The sequence below is a fragment of the Streptomyces lydicus genome, assembly GCF_004125265.1.
Lineage (GTDB): Bacteria > Actinomycetota > Actinomycetes > Streptomycetales > Streptomycetaceae > Streptomyces > Streptomyces lydicus_C.
The window spans coordinates 4826704-4843228 of sequence record NZ_RDTE01000003.1; the positions used below are offsets into that span (position 1 = coordinate 4826704).

The following is a 16525-nucleotide window of genomic DNA, read 5'->3' on the forward strand; positions in this document are numbered from 1 at the left end:
GGGCCTGCGTGTGCTCAGGGCGGGCGAGCGGACGCGGATACGGGCATGCTCGCGGTATGAGCGAACCGAGTGCGCCCGGCGCGGTCCGGCTGGCCTCGGCACAGGGCCGGTGGGTGCTGGCGACGGCCGTGCTGGGGTCCGGCATGGCGATGCTCGACAGCACCGTCGTCAATGTCGCCCTGCCCAGGATCGGCAAGGACCTCAACACGGATCTGGCGGTGCTCCAGTGGACCGTCACCGCCTACATGCTCACCCTCTCCTCGCTGATCCTGCTGGGCGGCGCCCTCGGTGACCGCTTCGGCCGGCGCCGGGTGTTCGTGATCGGGGTGGTGTGGTTCGCCGCGGCCTCGCTGCTGTGCGGGCTCGCGCCGGGCGCCGGGGTGCTGGTCGCGGCCCGGGCGCTGCAGGGCGTCGGCGGGGCGCTGCTCACCCCCGGTTCGCTGGCCCTGATCCAGGCCGTCTTCCACCCCGATGACCGGGCGCGGGCGGTCGGTGCCTGGTCGGGGCTCGGTGGTGTGGCCGCGGCGGTCGGCCCGTTCATCGGCGGCTGGCTGGTGGACGGGGCGGGCTGGCGCTGGGTGTTCTTCCTGAACGTGCCGCTGGCGGCGGTGTGCGTACCGGTGGCGCTGCGGCACGTCCCCGAGACCCGGGAGCGGGACGCCCGCGAGCGCCGCGGCTTCGATGTGCCCGGCGCGGTGCTGGGCGCGCTGGCGCTGGCCGGGGTGACCTATGCGCTGATCGCCGCCCCGGGCGGGGGCGCCGGGCCCGGCGTGATCGTTCCGGCGGTGGCCGGGGTGCTGCTCGGGGTGCTCTTCGTCCATGTCGAGCGGCGGCGGAAGGATCCGATGCTGCCCCCGGCGATCTTCGGCATCCGGCTGTTCTCGGCCGTCAACGCCGTGACGGTGTGCGTCTACGCCGCGTTCGGCGGCTTCTTCTTCCTCTCCGTGCTCCAGCTCCAGGTCGTGGTGGGGTACTCGGCGCTCCAGGCCGGTACCGCGCTGCTGCCCACCACCGTGCTGATGCTGCTGCTGTCCGCCCGCTCGGGCCAGCTGGGGCAGCGCATCGGGCCGCGGATTCCGCTCACCGTCGGACCGCTGCTGTGCGCCGCGGGGATGCTGCTGATGACGCGGGTGGGCCGGGGCGCCTCGTACTTCACCGATGTGCTGCCCGCGCTGGTGGTGCTGGGCGCGGGGATGGTGACGCTGGTCGCGCCGCTCACCTCGACCGTGCTGGCGTCGGTGGACGTGGACCGGGCGGGCCTGGCCAGCGGCATCAACAACGCGGCGGCGCGGGCCGCGAGCCTGATGGCGGTCGCCGCGCTGCCGCTGCTGGCGGGCATCGGCCCGGAGGCCTACCGCTCTGCGGACGCGTTCGGCGCGGCCTTCCGGCGGGCCATGCCGCTGTGCGCGGGCATCCTGGTGATCGGCGCGCTGATCGCCGTGCTGACCGTACGCAGCAATGTGCTGCGCGCCGCACCGGGCGCCGAGGAGCCGTGCCGGGCGGAGACGACCTACCACTGCGGGGTGTGCGCACCGCCGCTGGATCCGGGCGAGACCACGGTCCGGAGGGTCCGGCGGCTGCCGCGCGGCGGGGGACGGCCACCCCGGCCGGCCGGGGGAGACACCCCTTAGGAGCCGGGTCCGGGCCGCCGGCCGGAATCCGTCCAGGCCACCGGCCGCCGAGCGTCGGCCGCCCGTATCTCAGGCCGCCGGCCGCCGAACGCTAGCCGCCGACTGCCCGTACCCCCAGGCCTCCGGCCACCCGCACTCCGCCTCCCGTCCTCCCGTACCCCAGGGCGCAAGATCCCGGCCGCCGCCCGCCCCGCCCCGGCGACCAGGCAGACTGGGAACCATGGCCATTCACGAGAACCTGCTCGGGGGACCGCCCCCGACCCAGCTGCCCGACGACCCGGAACCCCGCGAACTGCTCGCCTCGGGCACGGCGCCGTCCGATGTCGCCGCGAAGTACCCGACCTCCTCCCTGGCCTGGGCCCAGCTCGCGGACGACGCCTTCGAGCAGGACCGGGTCGTGGAGTCGTACGCCTACGCCCGCACCGGCTACCACCGAGGCCTGGACGCGCTGCGCCGGGCCGGCTGGAAGGGCCACGGCCCGGTGCCGTTCGAGCACGAGCCCAACCGCGGCTTCCTGCGGGCGCTGCACGCCCTCGCCCGCGCCGCCCAGGCGATCGGTGAGCAGGAGGAGTACGAGCGCTGCTCGGCCTTCCTGCGGGACTCCTCGCCGACCGCGGCCGACACCCTCGGCTGACGCGGCCGACACTCTCGGCTGAAACGGCCGACACCCTCGGCAGAGGGGCTGCCACCGGCTCTCCCCGCAGCAAGGGCCGTCGCCCTCCCGCGGGGAAGCGCCGGGCAAGATCAAGGGGACGCATCAATGGGCCGGCCGCGTGATCGCGGTCGGCCCTTGCGCGGTCGCTGCCCAGCACGGATCATTTCCAGTGGGCCGGGTCATCCCGCGCCCGAGGGGACCGGGGCTCCCGAGCCGACGAGGAAGGGGCGGACCGCTACCCGGTAGTTCGCACCTGAGGAGTCCCTCATGTCGCAGCCGTCTCCCATCGACCCCGCAGGCAGCGCCTCCACCGCACCCGCAGCGGGTCCCGCACCGGCGGACACAGCCGAGTCCGACCCGCCGTTCGCCCCGGATCTCAGCATCGGCAGCAGCGGCACGACCCCGTACGAGGACTACGTCCAGGCGGATGTGCTCACCCACCTGCAGCACCCGCTCTCCGACGACCCCGGCGAGATGGTCTTCCTGGTCACCACTCAGGTCATGGAGCTGTGGTTCACGGTCATCGTCCATGAGTGGAGCACCGCCGCCGCGGCGCTGCGCCGTGACGACCTGGCGGAGACGGAGGAGGCGCTGCGCCGCTCCACCTACGAGCTGGAGGCGCTGAACGCCGCCTGGAAACCGCTCGCCCGGCTGACCCCGGCACAGTTCAACTCCTACCGCAGCGCGCTCGGCGACGGGTCCGGTTTCCAGTCCGCCATGTACCGGCGGATGGAGTTCCTGCTCGGCGAGAAGTCCGCGTCGATGCTGGTGCCGCACCGCGGCGCCGCGCGGGAGCACGCCGAACTGGAGAAGGCCCTCCAGGAGCCGAGCCTGTGGGACGAGGTGCTGCGGCTGCTCGCCCGCCGCGGTCATGCCGTGCCCGAGGCCGTCCTCCGGCGGGACCCCGCGCTGCGCTACGAGGCCGACCCGGCCGTCGAGGCCGTCTGGGCCGGGATATATGCGGGCCCGCAGGAGTCCGACCTCGTCCGGCTCGGCGAGGCGCTGACCGATGTGGCCGAGCTGGTCTGGCGCTGGCGCAACGACCACCTGGTCGCGACCCGGCGGGCGATGGGAGCGAAGATGGGCACCGGTGGCTCGGCGGGGGTGGCCTGGCTGGAGAAGCGGGCCCGCAAGAATGTCTTCCCGGAGCTGTGGACGGCGCGCAGCCATGTCTGAGACCCCGGAATTCCCCGACCGCGCCGGCCTCCAGGAGCCGTCCGGCGCTCGTGAGCACGCCGCGCGGGCCGCGGAGCGGGACGCCGCCGACCCGCTCGCCGCGATCCGTGACCGCTTCGTCCTCGACGCCGCGCCCGACCACGCCTCCGGTGACGCCGGGGTCTACCTGGACGGCAACTCCCTCGGCGCGCTGCCCCGTACGGTGCCCGGCCGGATCGCCGATGTCATCGCCCGCGAGTGGGGCGAGCTGCGCATCCGGTCCTGGACCGAATCCGGCTGGTGGACCGCGCCCGAGCGGATCGGCGACAAGATCGCGCCGCTGATCGGAGCGGCACCGGGCCGGGTGGTGGTCGGCGACTCGACCAGCGTCAACCTCTTCAAGGCCGTGGTGGGCGGCGTCCGGATGGCCGGCAAGGGCTGTACGGAGATCCTCGTCGATGCCACGACCTTCCCGACCGACGGCTATATCGCCAGGTCAGCGGCCCGGATGACCGGCCTCGCGGTGCGCCCGGTCGAGCCCGCGCGGATCGCCGACGAGGTCACCGAGCGGACCGCGCTGGCGCTGGTCAACCACGTCGACTACCGCACAGGACGGCTCAACGACCTGCCCGGCATCACCCACGCGCTGCACTCCGCGGGCGCGCTCGCCGTCTGGGACCTGTGCCACAGCGCCGGCGCGCTGCCGGTCGGCCTCGATGCGCACCACGTCGACCTCGCCGTGGGCTGCACGTACAAGTACCTCAACGGCGGCCCGGGCGCGCCCGCCTACCTCTACATCCGCGAAAGCCTCCAGGAACGGTTCGAATCGCCGCTGCCGGGCTGGAATTCGCACGGCGATCCGTTCGCCATGGACCCCGCGTACGTCCCCGCCGAGGGCATCGCGCGCGGCCGGGTCGGCACCCCCGACATCCTCTCGCTGCTCGCTCTGGAGGCGGCGCTGGAGGTCTGGGACGGGGTGTCGATCGAGGCCGTACGCGCCAAGAGCCTCGCCCTGACCGACTTCTTCCTGGAGTGTGTGAACGCCTACGTACCGCCGGGCCGGGCCCGCTCCGTCACGCCGTACGACCACCAGCGGCGCGGCAGCCAGGTGTCGCTGGAGTGTTCCCCCGCGGCGGAAGAGGTGATGGACGAGCTGATCCGGCGCGGGGTGGTCGGCGACTTCCGCCGGCCCGACGTGCTGCGCTTCGGCTTCACCCCGCTCTACACCTCGTTCGCGGACGCGGAGCGGGCGGCGTGGGTGCTCGGCGAGGTGCTGAGGGCGCTGCCCGACGTCGAGTCCGGGGCGGGCGGGGCCGCCGGGTGAGCGCGGCGGACGAGGAGGCGGCGCTGCTGGGGCTGGCCCCGGTGGCGCCGGACCGGACGGTGGCGTACGGGCCGCATCCGGACCAGGTCGTCGACCTGTACCTGCCGCGGGCGGCCGGCGCCGAGCGGGCGGCCGAGGACGCGCGGGTGGCCGACGGCGAGCAGCAGGCGGACGAGGCGCGGGCGGCCGGCGGCGAGCGGTGGGCGGACGAGGCGCGGCTGGCCGACGGGGCCCCGGCGCCGGCCGTCGGCCCCCCGCCGGTCGTCCTCCTGCACGGCGGCTTCTGGCGCGCCGCCTACGACCGCCGCCATCTGTCGCCGCTGGCCGCCGCACTGGCCGGGCAGGGGCTGCCGGTCGCGCTCGCCGAGTACCGCAGGGTCGGTGCCGGCGGCGGGGCGCCGCAGACCTTCGACGATGTGACGGCGGGCCTCGCGGCGGCGGTGCGCGAGCTGCCGGGCGGCGGGGATCCGGTGCTGGTCGGCCACTCCGCGGGCGGCCAGCTCGCGCTGCTCGCCGCCGCCCGCCCCGGCACCCGCGTCTCCCGTGTCCTCGCCGTCGCACCGGTCGCCGACCTCGCCCGCGCCCATGCGCTGGGCCTGAGCAACGGCGCGGTCGCCGAACTGTTCGGCGACGGGCCCGGCCTCGCGGAACGGATCGCCGCAGCCGACCCGGTGTGCCACCCGCCCGCCGGCGTCCCGGTCACGATCCTGCACGGCACCGACGACCCGGACGTCCCGCTCGACCTCTCCCGCCGCTACGCCGCACACAGCCCCGGCACCACGGACCTGCGCGAGTTGCCCGGCGTCGGCCACTACGGCCCCGTCACCCCCGGCAGCCCCAGCTGTCACACACTCTTCGCCCAACTGCACCGAACCTGTAGTACTTGAGGCGGACCTCCGCAGATCCCCATGGGTGGGGACGCCCCGGGGGCCCGTCGTTGCTTACCTTTGTCAGCGTGAACGACACCACCCAGACGCAGAGCCATCTGCGTTCCGAGGCCCGGATAGCCCACGGGGCGCTGCACCGGCTGCGCCAGGACCTGTTCGTCGGCGCCTTCGCCTTCCGTCCGATGCCGCCGCTGGAGGACGCCAAGGTGTCCCGGTGGCTGCCCTTCCTGCCGCAGCGGCTGCGGTACTGGGCGCGGTGGCTGCCGCACTCCCTCGTCGGCTTCTTCTCGGTGTGTGTCTTCCTGGGGAACCTCACCGCCGGCTCCGGGCCCGGCGCGCTGCACGACCTCCTGATCACCGGCTTCAGCGCGCTGGTCGCCGCCGGGCCGATGCTCACGCTCTTCCGCCCGGTGGGCGCCTACTGGCTGTCGGTGGGCGCGTTCACGGTGTCGGCGGTCACTTACGCGGCCCTCGCGTCCCCGTTCGCCAGCGTCGTCGGGGAGGTGGCCTTCCCCGTCCACCTCGCCGTGATGGTCCTCGTGGTGCTGCGCACCCGGCCCCGGCTGGCCATCGAGATGTGGCTGGTCACCTTCGCCACGGCGGCCGTGCTGACGGCGCTCCTCGGCATGGACACGGGCGAGCTGCCGCCGGTCGCGGTGTTCTGCGGTGTGGTGCTGGTCTCCGCCGCCGCGGTCCGCGCCTGGCGTGAGGAGCGCCGGCAGGTCGTCGAGACGCTGACCGCCACCGCGGAGGAGCGCTCCCGGCGCACGCTCCTGGAGGAGCGCGCCCTGATCGCCCGGGAGCTGCACGATGTCGTCGCCCACCACATGTCCGTGATCGCCATCCAGGCCGAGGCGGCGCCCTACCGCGTCAAGGACACCCCGCCCGAGCTCGCCACGTCCTTCTCGACGATCCGGGAGAACGCCGTCGCCGCGCTCGCCGAGCTGCGCCGCATCCTCGGTGTGGTCCGCTCCGCCGATCCGGACGCCTTCGCCGAGGCCGATCCGGAGGCCCCGCAGCCGACGCTCGGCAGCCTCGACGCGCTGCTCGACAGCGTCCGCAGCGCCGGGCTGACCGTCGAGGCGGTGACCACCGGTGCGCCCCGGCCGCTGCCGCAGGGCGTGGAGCTGTCCGCGTACCGGATCGTGCAGGAGTCGCTGAGCAATGCGCTGCGGCACTCGCCGGGCGCCGAGGCGCGGGTGGAGATCTCCTATGTGCTGGGCGGGCTGGGCGTACGGATCGTCAACGGTCCGCCGAGCCGCCTGGCCAAGCCCTCGCCGGGCGCGGGCCACGGGGTGCTGGGCATGCGGGAGCGGGTACAGATGCTGGGCGGCGAGATGACGGCCGATCACACCGAGGACGGCGGCTTCGAGGTCGCGGCGTTCCTCCCGGTGGTGCGCACGGCGGGCGAGAACACAGTGGGGGGCAAGGCATGATCCGGGTACTGATCGTCGATGACCAGGTGATGGTCCGTGAGGGCTTCTCGGTCCTGCTCAACGCCATGCCGGACATCGAGGTCGTCGGGGAGGCGGTGGACGGCAGGCAGGCGGTGCACAAGGTCGCGGTCCTCAAGCCCGATGTCGTCCTGATGGACATCCGGATGCCGGAGATGAACGGTCTGGAGGCGACCCGCGAGATCGTGGCCGCCGACGCGGACGCCAAGGTTTTGGTGCTGACCACCTTCGACCTGGACGAGTACGTCTACCAGGCGCTGCGCTCCGGGGCCAGCGGCTTCCTGCTCAAGGACGCCTCGGCCGGCCAGCTCGCCGACGGCGTCCGCATCGTCGCCTCCGGGGAGGCGCTGCTCGCCCCCACCGTCACCAAGCGCCTGATCTCCGAGTTCTCCCGTCTCGGCACCCCGCGCGCGCCCGCCCAGGAGCGCATCGCCGATCTCACGGAGCGCGAGACCGAGGTCCTGGTGCTGGTGGCCCAGGGCCTGTCGAACGGCGAGATCGCCGAGCATCTCGTCGTGGCCGAATCGACGGTGAAGACGCATGTCAGCCGGATACTGGTGAAGCTGGGGCTGCGCGACCGCACCCAGGCGGCGGTGTTCGCGTACGAGGCGCGGCTGGTGACACCGGGGGGCTGAGGCCCGCGCCGCGGTGTGTGGCGGGGCGCACGGCGCGGGCGGCCGGCGGGCGGGGCCCGGCCGCCGGCCCGTCAGCTCAGGCCTTACGGCTGGGGGACCTCCCGCACCAGCCTCGACGTCCACGGACACCAGACCAGCCCCGGCAGGAACGGCCCGCCGGCCTCGTCCAGATGCTCTTCGACATAGGGCGTGGTGGCGTCACAGACCTCGATGGCGAAGTCGAAGAAGTCGATGGTCTCCGGGCGGAGATGGAAGCTCCAGCGCCAGTTGTACGGGGCGGGGCGCTTCTCGATCCGGCCGATGACATGCGGCTCGGAGTGGGACGCGCCGCTCAGCAGGTCACGGGCGTGCTGGATCTTGCGGGGGTCGGTGAGCTTGATGACGAATTCCTCGCGCGTGACGTCGGTCATCACGAAGTAGGCCGCCGACGCGGCCCCGGTGCGGTGTGCGGTGTCGCTCGCCTGCTTGCCCTGGGCGGGTCCGGCCGCCGCGACGGCGAGCAGTGCTGCCGCCGCCAGCATGCCGATCTTGGTGGTGATGCGTGGCATGAACCCCTCCGGTGCCGCGGGCCGTGGTCACGGCCGTGCATACGGAAAGTAACCACAGCGTCACGTATTGCTCCAGAGTTACTACGGGTTAACGCGCGGGCAGGTGAAATCGCGAAGAGTGACTGGCCGTCGGCGGATTTCTGTGCTCTGTCCACACCCTGTGGACAGAGCGCGGACGGCTCGACGCCGTGCGCCGGACGTCGGCTCCGGGCCCCGTACGACGGGACGCCTGCCCGGCGGCGCGCGCCAGAAATCCGGCCCGCCGCCCCGGCATACGCGAGTGCGCCGCCGGAGTCCGCTACAGCTCCGGCGGCGCACGTATACGGGGGCGGCTGCCCGGCGCGGCCGGCCCGGCCGCAGCGGGATCAGCCGAGGTCGCGCCGGCGCAGCCCCGCCAGGCCCACGAGGGCGAGGAGAACGGAGAGGGCCGTCAGCCAGAGGAACGGGGCGGCGGTGACCTCCGCGCCGGGCAGCTTGGGGAGGTGGCTGTAGGGGGAGAGATCCATGGCCCACCCGGGGAGGTCCAGGGAGGGGCCGACCCAGCCGAGGGCCAGGCAGCCGCCGACCAGGGCCCAGACGGCGCCGGTGGCCCCGGGGAGCAGGCCGAAGACGAGGACCGCCAGGCCGGTGAGGGTCCAGACCGCCGGGACCTGGGCGAGGGCGGCGGCCAGTACGGGGCCGGGCGCGCCGCCGAGGTCGTCGGCCGAGAGGCCGTGGGCGAGGCCCAGGCCCAGGCCGCCGGCGGCCAGGATGACGACGGTGCCCGCATAGGCGAAGGCCAGATGGCCGGCCGCCCAGCGCAGCCGCCCCACCGCCCCGGCCAGCACCGGCTCCGCACGCGCCCCGGTCTCCTCGCCGCGCAGCCGCAGTACCGCCCCGGCCGCGTAGAGCGCCGCCACCATCCCGAGCAGGCCGGTCATGGTGGCCAGGAAGGCCTCGGTCAGGCCCTGCTGACCGCCCATCCGCTCGACGATCTCGCGGGCCTGTCGGTTGCCGCCGACCAGATCGGAGGCGCCCTCGGCGATGCCGCCGAAGATCCCGCCGGCGCACAGGAAGCCGAGGCTCCAGCCCAGCAGGGTGGCGCGCTGGAGCCGCCAGGCCAGACCGAAGGGGCCGCTCAGCGAGCGCGGCGCGAGCGCCGGTCCGGGGCGGGCCGGCAGAAAGCTCATACCGAGGTCACGGCGGGCGGTCAGCGCGTAGGAGGCACCGGCGGCCAGGGCGGCCGCCGCCAGGAAGAGCGCGACGGTCCACCAGCGCTCGCCGGCGTACGCCCGCAGGTTCTGCGACCAGCCGATCGGCGAGACCCAGGTGAGCGGGGAGCCGGCCCCGGGGGCCGCGGCGTCGCCCGCGGCGCGCAGCGCGAAGGCGAGGCCGAGCACCGCGCCGGTCAGGCCCTTGGCGAGCCGCGCGCTCTCGGTCAGCTGGGCGGCGATGGCGGCCAGGCCGGCGAAGAGCAGGCCGGTGCCTCCGACGGCGGCGCCGAGCGCGAGCGAACCGGCGCCCGGCAGGCCGGAGGCGGTCAGGCCGCCCGCGATCAGTGCGGCGAGCCCGGCGTTGGCGAGCAGCGCCGTCAGCAGGGACGCGGTCAGCGGCGCACGGCGGCCGATCACGCCCGCGGACAGCAGCTCCTGACGTCCCGTCTCCTCCTCCTCGCGGGTGTGCCGGACGACGATCAGCAGGCTCATCACCGCGGCGAGGACGGCGCCGAAACCGGCCATCCGCCAGGCGACCAGGCCGCCGAGGGAGTCGCTGAAGACCGGTCCGTACAGCGCGCGCATCGAGCCGTTGCCGTTCATCGAGTCGGCCAGCCGGGCGCGCTCGGCCGCGGTGCCGTAGACCGCCTCGAAGGACGCGCCCATGGCGGCGACGGTCAGTCCGAGGGACAGCACCCAGGCCGGGATCATCACCCGGTCGCGGCGCAGCGCGAGGCGCAACAGGGCTCCGGTGCCCGCCAGTTGACGGGGGCGTGCGGCGGGCGCGGGGAGGGCCGCGGCCACGGCGGCGGTCATCGCGCGACCGCCGCTGTGCCGCGGGGGTCGTCCTGGTAGTGGCGCAGGAAGAGCTCTTCCAGGGTGGGCGGGGTGCTGGTGAGGCTGCGGACTCCCGAGGCGGTGAGCGAGCGCAGGACGGCGTCGAGCTTGCCGTTGTCGACCTGGAGCTCGACGCGGTGGCCCGAGCTCCCCCGGAGCGGCCCGGTGGCCAGGCCGTGGACGCCGGGGAGCGCGGCCAGCGCGCCGGGCGGTCCGGCGAGTTCGGCGACGACCGAGGTGCGGGTCAGCTGCCGCAGCTCTCCCAGCGAGCCGGATGCGACGGTCCGTCCCCTGCGGATGATGCTGACGCGGTCGCAGAGCGCTTCGACCTCCGACAGCACATGGCTGGAGAGCAGCACCGTACGGCCGCGGTCGCGCGCCTCGGCGACACAGCTCCGGAAGACCTCTTCCATCAGCGGGTCCAGCCCGGAGGTGGGCTCGTCGAGGACGAGCAGATCGACGTCGGAGGCGAAGGCGGCGACCAGGGCGACCTTCTGCCGGTTGCCCTTGGAGTACGTCCGCCCCTTCTTGGTGGGGTCGAGTTCGAACCGCTCCAGGAGTTCGGCCCGCCGGCTGCGGTCCAGCCCGCCGCGCAGCCGGCCGAGGAGGTCGATGACCTCGCCGCCGGAGAGATTGCGCCACAGCGTCACATCGCCGGGGACGTAGGCGAGACGGCGGTGCAGCTCGACGGCGTCCTGCCAGGGGTCCTCGCCCAGGAGCCGGACCGTGCCGCCGTCGGCGCGCAGCAGGCCGAGCAGGACGCGGATCGTCGTGGACTTCCCGGCGCCGTTGGGGCCGAGGAAGCCGTGGACCTCACCGGCCTCGACGTGCAGATCGAGGCCGTCCAGTGCGCGGGTGCGGCCGAAGGACTTGCGCAGGCCGTCGACCCGGACCGCCGGAGCGGAGGAGAGTGCCTTGGTCATGCTTCGGAAAGTACGCTAGTTTCACAAATTTGTGAAGTTAAGAAAACGTATAAAGTTGGAGGGGTGGCGCTGATCAGGGGAGATGATGCGGACATGAGCGAGCAGCGACAGCACGGCGCGGGCCGGGCCGCGCAGACGGCCCGGGACAAGCGCGACGACGAGGCGGTCTCGCAGTTCGTCGAGCGGTTCGCGGCCCAGCTCGTCGACGCCGGTATGCAGCGGATGTCCGCCCGCGTCTTCGCCTGTCTGCTGGCCTCCGACTCCGGCGTGCTGACCTCCGCCGAACTCGGCGAGCGCCTGCAGGTCAGCCCCGCCGCCGTCTCCGGCGCGATCCGCTACCTCTCCCAGGTCGACATGGTCAGCAGGGAGCGCGAGCCGGGCTCCCGCCGCGACCGCTACCGCGTGCACAGCGACCAGTGGTACGAGGCGCTGGCCCGCCGGGACAACGTCCTCACCCGCTGGGAGGGCACCCTGCGCGACGGCGTCGAGAGCCTGGGCGAGGACTCCCCGGCGGGCCGCCGGATGAGCGAGACGCTGGTCTTCTTCGAGTTCCTGCAGAAAGAGCTCGCCGGGCTGCTGGAGCGCTGGCGCGAGCACCGCGACCGGATGCGGGCCGAGTACGACCACGCCGCCCGCTGAGGCACCGGCCGGCGCTCACCCCCGGGGCAGCTGGAGCCGCCAGGCCCCCGGCTGCAGGGTCCAGGTGCGGGTCCTGACCGGCCCGCCGACCACCGCATCCGCCCGGTAGTGGAAGTCCGCGCCGGACACCGTCACCGCCCGCGCCCGGGTCCGTACCGGCCGGCCTCCGCCCGGCCAGTGCACCACCACCTCGGCCAGCGCGTCACCGGCCCCGGACCGCGGCCCGTCCGCCCCGGCCCGTCCGCCGGGCACCACCGACACCCCGCGCACCGGCCGGTCCAGGTCCGCCAGCAGCACCCCGTCCGCCTCGATCCGCAGCCGCTGCCCCGGCACCCGTGCGCGCCGCCCGCCCAGCCCGGCGGCCGGCGCGGCCAGCAGCGACAGCGCCGTACGGGCGGTCCGCGCGGCCGGCTGCCACCACGGCCGGTGCCCGTCGAGCCCGCCCGCCACGTCGTCCGGCGCCTCCACGGCCTCGCGGGCCTCCCGCGGATCCGCCGGGGGCACCGCGGGGACCGCGGCCGGCACATACACCCCGCCGCCCTGCCGGGCCACCGCGCTCCCGCAGGGGATCCGCAGCCCGCCGAGCACGATGCCGTCGCTGTCGTCCGTGAGCAGGTCCCGCGGCCGCTCCCCGCCGTCCAGGACGGCGCGGGCGGCGGCCACCGTGTCCGTGGGGATGCCCAGCGTGCGGCTCAGCGCCACGGCGGCCGGAGCGCCGACCGGGACCATCGACAGCGGCACCGCGGCCAGCTCGCGTTCCTTGTGCAGCAGGCCCACCACCCGCAGCAGCGCCCGGTCGTCACCGATCACCACCGGCCGCCGGTGGCCGCGCCGGGCCAGGACCCGCGCGAACTCCTCCGGCCCCTCCGGAAGGCAGATTTTCGCCCCCGCGCCCGCGCACAGGACATCCTTCGCGATCCGCACGGACTCGCCGTCCGTACTGCGGGCGACCGGGTCGATGACCACGAGCAGGGGGTGCCCCCGAACGGAGTCCACGGGAAAGTGCCCAGAAGGCTGCGCCGACACCTCGGTCCTTCCTCAGGTAGCATCTCGGTGCAAGAGCCCCTTGCGCTATTGCGCCAGGGGCTTCGTCTATTCCGGGGCACCGGTCCGATGTCTCCAGCGATGACGTGCGCGTGAACACACAACGCCATGCCATCCACGCACGTTGGACATGCCCCGCCCGGAAGGGGTGTACGCCTGTGCCCGCACTTGTGCTGCTCGGTGCTCAGTGGGGTGATGAGGGCAAGGGAAAGGCCACCGACCTGCTCGGTGGGTCCGTGGACTATGTGGTGCGCTACCAGGGCGGCAACAATGCCGGCCACACGGTCGTCGTCGGCGACCAGAAGTACGCGCTGCACCTTCTCCCTTCCGGAATCCTCTCCCCGGGGTGCACCCCGGTCATCGGCAACGGTGTCGTGGTCGACCCGGCGGTCCTGCTCTCCGAGCTGAGCGGACTCAACGAGCGCGGCGTCGACACGTCCAAGCTGCTGCTCAGCGGTAACGCGCACCTGATCACGCCGTACAACATCACCGTCGACAAGGTGACGGAACGGTTCCTCGGGAAGCGGAAGATCGGCACCACCGGCCGCGGCATCGGCCCGACCTACGCCGACAAGATCAACCGCGTGGGCATCCGGGTGCAGGACCTCTACGACGAGTCGATCCTCATGCAGAAGGTCGAGGCGGCCCTGGAGGTCAAGAACCAGCTGCTGTCCAAGCTCTACAACCGCCGCGCCATCGAGGCCGGCCAGGTCGTCGAGGAGCTGCTGGGCTACGCCGACCAGATCAAGGGCTATGTCGCCGACACCACCCTGATCCTCAACAAGGCGCTCGACGACGACAAGGTGGTCCTCTTCGAGGGCGGCCAGGGCACGCTGCTGGACATCGACCACGGCACGTACCCCTTCGTCACGTCCTCGAACCCGACCGCGGGCGGCGCCTGCACGGGCGCCGGCGTCGGCCCCACGAAGATCAACCGCGTCATCGGCATCCTCAAGGCCTATACGACGCGCGTCGGCGCCGGTCCGTTCCCGACCGAGCTGTTCGACGAGGACGGCGAGGCGCTGCGCCGGATCGGCGGCGAGCGCGGTGTCACCACCGGCCGCGACCGCCGCTGCGGCTGGTTCGACGCGGTCATCGCCCGCTACGCCACCCGCGTCAACGGCCTGACCGACTTCTTCCTCACCAAGCTCGACGTGCTCACCGGCTGGGAGCAGATCCCGGTCTGCGTGGCCTACGAGATCGACGGCAAGCGCGTCGAGGAGCTGCCCTACAGCCAGTCCGACTTCCACCACGCGAAGCCGGTCTACGAGACGCTGCCGGGCTGGTCCGAGGACATCACCAAGGCGAAGTCCTTCTCCGACCTGCCGAAGAACGCCCAGGCCTACGTCAAGGCCCTGGAGGAGATGTCCGGCGCCCCGATCTCCGCGATCGGCGTCGGCCCCGGCCGGGACGAGACGATCGAGATCAACTCGTTCCTGTCGTAGGACTGTTGTCCACCCGTGGTGTGCCCGTCTGCTTCTCAAGAGGCAGACGGGCACTGGGCAACATCGTTACGCTGTGCTCCATGAAGGAGACGGAATGCTGCTGAGATTCCGGACGGCAAATGTGCGGTCCCTGCGTGCGGAGCAGGAGCTGTCGTTCGTCGTGCCCGAAGACGAGGAAGGCGCGGCCGCTAAGCTGCTCCCGCTCTCCGACGGCAAGCAGCTCCCCGTCTACCCGGTCCTCGGCATCTTCGGCGCCAACGCCTCCGGCAAGTCGAACGTCATCACCGCCCTGAAGAAGATGCGGGAGGCCGTTCTCAGTTCGTACGCGGCGTGGACGTCGTACGAGGGCATCCCGCGCGAAGAGTTCGCACTCGATCCCAAGGCGGCGGCGGAGACCACCCTGTACGAGGCGGATTTCGTCATGGAGGACGGGGTCCGCTGGTCGTACGGCTTCGAACTGGGCGAGCGCAGGGTCGAGGCGGAATGGCTCTTCGCGTACCCCAAGGGCCGGCGGCAGGTCTGGTTCGACCGGGACGCTTCCCGTGAGAAGGAATTCGACTTCCCCGGTGACCGGCTGCAGGACCGTGCCCTGCTCGCGCGCATGACCCGCCCCAACGCCCTGCTGCTGACCCGCGCGGCCAACGACGGTCACCCGCAGCTCACCCCCGTCTACGACTGGTTCAAGCAGAATCTCTGGGATGTCACCCCGGAGACCGAGCGACGCCAGCGCGAGGCGTTCACCGCTCAGCGCCTCCTGGAGAGCGAGGAGTCACGGCGGCGGGTGGAGGAGCTGCTGCGCGTCGCCGACCTGGGCATCTCGGGGGCCGAGGTGGAACGCGACTCCGGAGGCCGCCCCAGGGTCCGGCTGATCCACTCCAGCAGCGGCGAGGAGACCGTACTGGACTGGGAAGCGGAGTCCTTCGGCACCCGCTCGTGGTTCGCCCTGATCGGCCCGCTGCTGCTCGCCCTTGACACGGGCGCTGTCCTGCTAATCGACGAGCTGGACGCCAGCCTGCACTCCCGCTTCGCGGCCGAGGTCGTACGCCTCTTCCAGGCGCCGTGGGTGAACCCCAAGGGCGCGCAGCTGATCTTCACGGCGCATGATCCGTCGCTGCTGCGGGGCCCGGCCGGTGAGCGTTTCCTGGCCCCGGGACAGATCTGGTTGACGGAGAAGGACAAGCACGGGGCCACAGCACTGTTCCCCATTTCCGACCTCCAGCCCGCCGAGGAGGAGGACCTGATGACCTCCTATCTCGAAGGGGCCTTCGGCGGTGTGCCACGGATGACCGAAGGCAAAGTGGGGCGAAGGCTCTTGCGGACGGCCGCGGCACTGCAGATGGAGACGGAAGAGATCTGATGGCCAGGGACAAGGGGAGGGACAAGCTCCAGCGCGAGCGTCCTGCCAAGTGGGCCGGAAACCACGAAAAACGCCGGGTGTATGTCTACGCCGAGGGCAAGGTCACCGAGAAGGAATACATCGACCTCATCCATGCGGACGGCATTCCGAAGAAACCGGATCAAAAGGTCGATATCCACTTCATGAATGCGATGGCCGTAGGGGACGACCGTAAGCCCTTGACCATGGTGAAGCAGGCAGTCAAGGTGCTGCGTGATGTGGAGCGGCAAGCAGAGCGCAACGGCTTGGACGAGGACGACTGGCGCTGGCCACATGTCTGGGTCCTCTTCGACCGTGACAGGCACGAGGACATTACCGAGGCGTTCAAAATGGCGAAGAAGGCCGGCGTGCGGATCGCGTATTCCCACCCCTGCTTCGAGCTGTGGCGGTTGCTCCACTACAAGAACTACACCAGCACCTTCGGCGGTGTCTGCGACAGTGCCAACGACAAGCTGCGGGAGCAGCCCGGATTTGCCCAGACATACGGGAAGAACGTGAAAAAGGTCAGCGTGCCGGAGTCGAAGCACGTGCACCCGGGGCAGATCACGGGGAAAGTGCAGGGGCGCAGCCGCTATGCCAACGCCAAGCGCTTCGCCCAGACGATGAGCGAACGGCACGACGGGGCCAATCAGAACGACTGGGATCCGTACACCGATATGTGGCGTTTCGTGGAAGAAGGGCTGCTGCTCAGCGGCTACTAGGCTGCATGGTTTCGCCTTGTGGACGGCGCGCAGCGAGCCGGATCTCCGGCTTCCGTCC

At 72.6% G+C, this 16525-nt stretch carries 15 protein-coding genes; 11 read left to right on the top strand and 4 right to left on the bottom strand.

Features of this window, described 5'->3' with window-relative positions; translation table 11 throughout:
- The first annotated feature begins 56 nt into the window (after positions 1–56).
- The 7 genes from D9V36_RS23655 to D9V36_RS23690 all read left to right on the top strand — a co-directional run bounded on the left by D9V36_RS23655 (position 57) and on the right by D9V36_RS23690 (position 7741).
- Positions 57–1631 (top strand): MFS transporter, encoded by a 1575-nt coding sequence (locus D9V36_RS23655; RefSeq protein WP_129295544.1) that lies wholly within the window; start codon positions 57–59, stop codon positions 1629–1631.
- A gap of 220 nt (positions 1632–1851) precedes the next feature.
- Entirely contained in the window at positions 1852–2265 is a 414-nt protein-coding gene (locus D9V36_RS23660; RefSeq protein ID WP_129295545.1) for a DUF3151 domain-containing protein, read from the top strand.
- A gap of 288 nt (positions 2266–2553) precedes the next feature.
- Positions 2554–3462: a tryptophan 2,3-dioxygenase family protein gene (locus tag D9V36_RS23665; protein ID WP_129295546.1), complete on the top strand. Its 909-nt coding sequence runs from the start codon at positions 2554–2556 to the stop codon at positions 3460–3462.
- Positions 3455–4765 (top strand): kynureninase, encoded by a 1311-nt coding sequence (gene kynU / locus D9V36_RS23670; protein ID WP_129295547.1) that lies wholly within the window; start codon positions 3455–3457, stop codon positions 4763–4765. The genes D9V36_RS23665 and kynU overlap by 8 nt, the downstream gene beginning before the upstream one ends.
- Complete coding sequence (locus D9V36_RS23680; protein ID WP_206739722.1) at positions 4762–5652, top strand: alpha/beta hydrolase family protein; 891 nt, start codon at positions 4762–4764, stop codon at positions 5650–5652. Before kynU ends, D9V36_RS23680 begins: the two co-directional genes overlap by 4 nt.
- A gap of 68 nt (positions 5653–5720) precedes the next feature.
- A complete protein-coding gene (locus D9V36_RS23685; protein WP_431357695.1) occupies positions 5721–7088 on the top strand; it encodes a sensor histidine kinase in 1368 nt (455 codons plus the stop codon).
- Positions 7085–7741 carry a response regulator gene (locus D9V36_RS23690; RefSeq protein ID WP_088798580.1) on the top strand — a complete coding sequence of 219 codons (657 nt, stop codon included), beginning with the start codon at positions 7085–7087 and terminating at the stop codon, positions 7739–7741. Before D9V36_RS23685 ends, D9V36_RS23690 begins: the two co-directional genes overlap by 4 nt.
- Positions 7742–7824: 83 nt before the next feature.
- Here the strand turns inward: D9V36_RS23690 and D9V36_RS23695 are convergent, their stop codons facing one another.
- The 3 genes from D9V36_RS23695 to D9V36_RS23705 form a co-directional block, all read right to left on the bottom strand.
- On the bottom strand, positions 7825–8289 hold the full coding sequence (locus D9V36_RS23695) for a calmodulin-binding protein (protein ID WP_129295548.1): 465 nt from the start codon (positions 8287–8289) through the stop codon (positions 7825–7827).
- 365 nt (positions 8290–8654) lie between these two features.
- Entirely contained in the window at positions 8655–10298 is a 1644-nt protein-coding gene (locus D9V36_RS23700; RefSeq protein ID WP_129295549.1) for an ABC transporter permease, read from the bottom strand.
- The gene (locus D9V36_RS23705) at positions 10295–11242 is read right to left on the bottom strand and encodes an ABC transporter ATP-binding protein (protein WP_129295550.1); all 948 of its coding nucleotides are present in this window, start codon (positions 11240–11242) and stop codon (positions 10295–10297) included. Before D9V36_RS23705 ends, D9V36_RS23700 begins: the two co-directional genes overlap by 4 nt.
- A 93-nt stretch (positions 11243–11335) precedes the next feature.
- Between D9V36_RS23705 and D9V36_RS23710 the strand changes: the two genes are divergently transcribed.
- Entirely contained in the window at positions 11336–11881 is a 546-nt protein-coding gene (locus tag D9V36_RS23710; protein ID WP_129295551.1) for a GbsR/MarR family transcriptional regulator, read from the top strand.
- A gap of 15 nt (positions 11882–11896) precedes the next feature.
- Here D9V36_RS23710 and D9V36_RS23715 read toward each other — a convergent pair whose 3' ends face one another.
- The gene (locus D9V36_RS23715) at positions 11897–12877 is read right to left on the bottom strand and encodes a hypothetical protein (protein ID WP_241720999.1); all 981 of its coding nucleotides are present in this window, start codon (positions 12875–12877) and stop codon (positions 11897–11899) included.
- Between the two features lie 206 nt (positions 12878–13083).
- Between D9V36_RS23715 and D9V36_RS23720 the strand changes: the two genes are divergently transcribed.
- From D9V36_RS23720 to D9V36_RS23730, 3 genes are all read left to right on the top strand, one after another.
- Entirely contained in the window at positions 13084–14370 is a 1287-nt protein-coding gene (locus tag D9V36_RS23720) for an adenylosuccinate synthase (RefSeq protein ID WP_129295552.1), read from the top strand.
- A gap of 94 nt (positions 14371–14464) precedes the next feature.
- Positions 14465–15727 (top strand): AAA family ATPase, encoded by a 1263-nt coding sequence (locus tag D9V36_RS23725; RefSeq protein ID WP_129295553.1) that lies wholly within the window; start codon positions 14465–14467, stop codon positions 15725–15727.
- Positions 15727–16467 carry an RloB family protein gene (locus D9V36_RS23730; protein WP_129295554.1) on the top strand — a complete coding sequence of 247 codons (741 nt, stop codon included), beginning with the start codon at positions 15727–15729 and terminating at the stop codon, positions 16465–16467. The genes D9V36_RS23725 and D9V36_RS23730 overlap by 1 nt, the downstream gene beginning before the upstream one ends.
- Positions 16468–16525: the final 58 nt, after the last annotated feature.

Coding starts and splice junctions, on each gene's coding strand:
- D9V36_RS23655 (WP_129295544.1), top strand. CDS start 57: ATGAGCGAACCGAGTGCGCCCGGCGCGGTCCGGCTGGCCTCGGCACAG.
- D9V36_RS23660 (WP_129295545.1), top strand. CDS start 1,852: ATGGCCATTCACGAGAACCTGCTCGGGGGACCGCCCCCGACCCAGCTG.
- D9V36_RS23665 (WP_129295546.1), top strand. CDS start 2,554: ATGTCGCAGCCGTCTCCCATCGACCCCGCAGGCAGCGCCTCCACCGCA.
- kynU (WP_129295547.1), top strand. CDS start 3,455: ATGTCTGAGACCCCGGAATTCCCCGACCGCGCCGGCCTCCAGGAGCCG.
- D9V36_RS23690 (WP_088798580.1), top strand. CDS start 7,085: ATGATCCGGGTACTGATCGTCGATGACCAGGTGATGGTCCGTGAGGGC.
- D9V36_RS23695 (WP_129295548.1), bottom strand. CDS start 8,289: ATGCCACGCATCACCACCAAGATCGGCATGCTGGCGGCGGCAGCACTG.
- D9V36_RS23700 (WP_129295549.1), bottom strand. CDS start 10,298: ATGACCGCCGCCGTGGCCGCGGCCCTCCCCGCGCCCGCCGCACGCCCC.
- D9V36_RS23705 (WP_129295550.1), bottom strand. CDS start 11,242: ATGACCAAGGCACTCTCCTCCGCTCCGGCGGTCCGGGTCGACGGCCTG.
- D9V36_RS23710 (WP_129295551.1), top strand. CDS start 11,336: ATGAGCGAGCAGCGACAGCACGGCGCGGGCCGGGCCGCGCAGACGGCC.
- D9V36_RS23725 (WP_129295553.1), top strand. CDS start 14,465: ATGCTGCTGAGATTCCGGACGGCAAATGTGCGGTCCCTGCGTGCGGAG.
- D9V36_RS23730 (WP_129295554.1), top strand. CDS start 15,727: ATGGCCAGGGACAAGGGGAGGGACAAGCTCCAGCGCGAGCGTCCTGCC.